This is a genomic window from Pseudooctadecabacter sp. (assembly GCF_020627745.1).
GTDB lineage: Bacteria > Pseudomonadota > Alphaproteobacteria > Rhodobacterales > Rhodobacteraceae > Octadecabacter.
This window is the reverse complement of the sequence record NZ_JAHDGE010000070.1, coordinates 1-3,931: the sequence shown is the minus strand read 5'-3', so window position 1 is coordinate 3,931 and position 3,931 is coordinate 1. Positions and strand designations below refer to the sequence as shown.

The 3,931-nt window shown below is 58.9% G+C and carries 4 protein-coding genes; all 4 read right to left on the bottom strand.

Features of this window, described 5'->3' with window-relative positions; genetic code table 11:
* On the bottom strand, positions 1–424 hold a 424-nt coding region (locus tag QZ653_RS14850), incomplete at its 3' end, for a CoA-transferase (protein ID WP_296421283.1).
* Entirely contained in the window at positions 421–1,134 is a 714-nt protein-coding gene (locus QZ653_RS14845) for a CoA transferase subunit A (protein WP_296421281.1), read from the bottom strand. The genes QZ653_RS14850 and QZ653_RS14845, both read right to left, overlap by 4 nt.
* A 120-nt stretch (positions 1,135–1,254) precedes the next feature.
* Complete coding sequence (locus QZ653_RS14840) at positions 1,255–2,475, bottom strand: TrkH family potassium uptake protein (protein WP_296421279.1); 1,221 nt, start codon at positions 2,473–2,475, stop codon at positions 1,255–1,257.
* Between the two features lie 199 nt (positions 2,476–2,674).
* The coding region (locus QZ653_RS14835; protein WP_296421277.1) for a topoisomerase C-terminal repeat-containing protein at positions 2,675–3,931 on the bottom strand (1,257 nt) is incomplete at its 5' end.

Sequence of the window (3,931 nt, the reverse complement as noted above, 5' to 3'; positions counted from 1 at the left end):
TCACCACGATCACGCGACCAACGCCTGCGACCAGATCCATGGCGCCGCCCATGCCCTTCACCAGCTTGCCGGGGATCATCCAGTTGGCCAGATCGCCGTTTTCGGCCACTTCCATCGCGCCCAAAATCGCCGCCGCGATCTTGCCGCCTCGGATCATGCCGAAGGACGTGGCTGAATCGAAATACGCCGTGCGGTCCATCTCGGTGATGGTCTGCTTGCCTGCGTTGATCAGGTCCGGGTCCTCGTCGCCTTCAAGCGGGAAGGGACCCATCCCCAACATGCCGTTTTCCGATTGCAGCGTGATGTCCTTGTCGCCCACGTAATTGGCCACCAGCGTCGGAATGCCGATGCCGAGGTTCACATACCAGCCGTCTTCAAGTTCCTGCGCCGCACGGGCGGCCATTTGGTTGCGATCCCACATTATGCCGTCCTCACTGTGCGCTGTTCGATGCGTTTTTCGTGCTCGCCCTGAATGATCCGGTGCACGTAGATGCCGGGCAGGTGGATGGTGTCGGGGTCGAGGCTGCCGGTCGGCACGATTTCCTCCACCTCGACCACGCAGGTCTTGCCGCACATGGCCGCCGGCGGGTTGAAATTGCGCGCGGTTTTGCGGAACACCAGATTGCCGGTTTCATCGGCCTTCCACGCCTTCACGATGGCCAGATCGGCGAAGATGCCTTCTTCCATGATGTATGTTTCCATGGCGCCGTTTTCGCCTGTGGGGAAATCCTTGTGATCCTTGCCTTCGGCGATCACCGTGCCCACGCCGGTCTTGGTGTAGAACCCCGGGATGCCGCACCCGCCAGAACGCATCCGTTCCGCCAATGTGCCTTGGGGATTGAATTCCAGCTCCAACTCACCGGACAGATACTGGCGCATGAATTCTGCGTTTTCACCCACGTAGGAGGAGATCATTTTCTTGACCTGACGGGTTTGCAGCAAGATGCCGATCCCGAAGTCGTCCACGCCTGCGTTGTTGGACGCGAACGTGAGGTCCTTTGTGCCTGCATCCTTGATGGCCGCTAGCAGCAGTTCAGGAATGCCGCACAGACCAAAGCCCCCTGCCGCAATGAACATGCCGTCGTGCAACAGCCCGTCTAGGGCCGACGCGGCATCTGGATAGATTTTTTGCATGGTGTCCCCCGTATCGGTTTGCGCCATTGATACGGCGGGGCGGGGTGGAGTCAATGTTTATGCCGCATTGCGGCGATATTTTTGCAACCGGTTGCAATGGCGCGCGGGATCGGAAAGCGCCTAGATCACGAGGGTATTGTCGGCTTCTTCATCGCGGCTTTCATCGGCGGTGGCCAAAGCGATGCCAAAGGTCAGGATTCCGACCCGCCCTGCGGTCATCAGGATGATGATGATCAACTTGCCTAAATCCGACAAATCCCCCGTCAGCCCCATGGACAGGCCGACCGTGCCCATGGCCGAAATCGCTTCGAACATCAAAACCTCAAACGGGGCGGTTTCGGTGAGCAGAAGAAGAAACATCGAAACCGACAACAGCACCATGTAATACGTTAACCCGGCTGCAGCGTTTTGCAACTTGTCCAAGGGGACGCGACGTTTGAAAAACCGGATCTGGTCGCGCCCTTTAAGGGTGGAGCGGACCAACCCGATCAGGGCCGCCAAGGAGGTGGTTTTCAACCCCCCGCCCGTCCCCGCAGGGGAGGCCCCGATGATCATCAGAAAGAAGAACACCATCAAGATGGCGGGGGCCATGGACCCGATGGGATGGGTGTTGAACCCCACCGTGGTGGCCGCCGTCATGGTCTGGAAAAACGCTGTCATCAGGCGGTCTGCGGGCGGCAGGGCCTGTAGTGTGGGTTCGACGATAAACATCAAGGCAGTGCCGCACAGCAACATCAAGAGGGTGATCCGCACGATAATTTTGGTGGTGAAGCCAAGGTATTTCTTGCGGCCCAGAAACGTCCGCCAGCTGTCTACGACGATCAGGAACCCCATGGCCCCCAGAATACTGAGGGCCGAGATGGTCGCGTTCAACGCCGGATTGCTGGCGAAATCTTCAAGGGAATTGGGGAACAGGCTGAACCCTGCGGTGCAAAACGCCGAAATTGCGTGAAAAATCGCGGGCCACAAAGGGTCGGCGACGCCGGCCTGTGTGAAAATGACAAACAGGACGGCGGCGCCCACGGCCTCGACCAGCAGGGTGAAGATCAGGACCGACCGGATGAACACGACGGGGTCGACATCATCGGGCAGATTGAACGCAGCCTTCGTGGTGCGGCGGCGCGCGTGGCCCAATCGGTGATGGATTGTCAGGACCATGAACGACCCGATGGTCATGTAGCCCAAGCCACCCACCTGGATCAAAAGCAGGATCACGACCTCCCCGCCGAAGGTGAAACTGCTGGCGGGGTCGATGCTGACAAGGCCCGTGGTGGACACCGCGGAGGTCGCGATGAACAACGCATCGAGCGCACTGACGCTGACCTGCTGAAAAAGAGGCAAGCACAGCAGAGCCCAGCCAATAAGAATGTAGGATAAATACCCGAATAAGAGGAGTTTGGCCGGATGAGTGGTCGTGAAAAACCGGTTCATTCGTGCGAGAAACCGCATTTGCCGGGCACTATGGGGATCAGAGGCCATTTTCGGCTCCGGTGGTTACAAGTCGGAAAACTCCGGTTACGCGCAATGGTTCCCAGTGAATTTACGTTTTCTTCGCCGCCGGTTTCTTTTTGGCGGCGGGTTTTTTCTTCGCCGCAGGTTTCTTTTTGGCCGCTGCCTTCTTCGGCGCGATCTTTTTGCCGGATTTGGCAGCGCGTTCCTCGATCAAGGTGACTGCTTGGCTCAGCGTGATGTCGGCCACTTCGATGGTGTCGGGGATCGTCGCATTGATCTTGTCCCACTTCACGTAAGGCCCGTATTTGCCGTCAAAAACGTTGACGGGTCCGCCCACATCGGGGTGTTCGCCCAACTCCTTGATCGGCGTGGCCGCCTTGCCGCGGCTGCCGCGCGAGGCGACTTTTTCGGCCAAAAGCTGGACGGCACGGTTCATGCCAACCTCCCAGACCTCATCCAGACCTTCAAGATTGGCGTTGGTGCCGCCTTTGAACGACGTGGTGTCGGCGTGTTTGATATAGGGGCCGTAGCGCCCGATGTTGGCCCAGACGTTGACACCGTCCTCTGGGTGCGGGCCAATGAGACGGGGCAGGGCCAGCAATTTGACCGCCGTTTCCAGCGTCACCTCTTCGGGGGCCCACTCTTTGGGGATGGACTGACGCGGTGGCTTTTTGTTGTCGTCCGTGACCTCACCCCGTTGGGCATAGGGACCAAAACGACCCTTGTGGATCCAGATTTTGTCGCCGTCGTCTTCGCCCAGCATCTTACCCTCGGGCGGAATGCCGGAGGCGTCTTCCGCACCCGGAGGGCCAAAGGCGCGCGTGTATTTGCAATCAGGGTAGCGCGAACAGCCGATGAAGGCCCCGCCGGATCGCGCGGTGCGCATGGACAAACGGCCCTCGTTGCAGTTGGGGCACAGGCGCGGATCGGTGCCGTCTTCGTTGGGCGGGAAGATATGAGGGGCCAGCACGTCGTTGATCTTTTCCAGCACCTCGGTGATGGAATTGTCCATGGCCTCGTCAATGGTGACCTTGAAGTCGCGCCAGAAATTTTCGAGCACTTTCTTATAGTTGGCATCGCCTGCGCTGACGTGGTCCAGTTCTTCTTCCAGCGAGGCGGTGTAATCGTAGCCCACGTATTTGCGGAAATAATTGGTCAGAAAGGCCGTGACCAACCGCCCCTTGTCTTCGGGGATCAGACGGTTTTTGTCTTTGCGGACGTATTCGCGATCCTGAATGGTGGTCACGATGGAGGCGTAGGTGGAGGGGCGGCCGATGCCCAATTCTTCCATCCGTTTGACCAAGGTGGCCTCGGTATACCGGGGGGGCGGTTGGGTGAAGTGTTG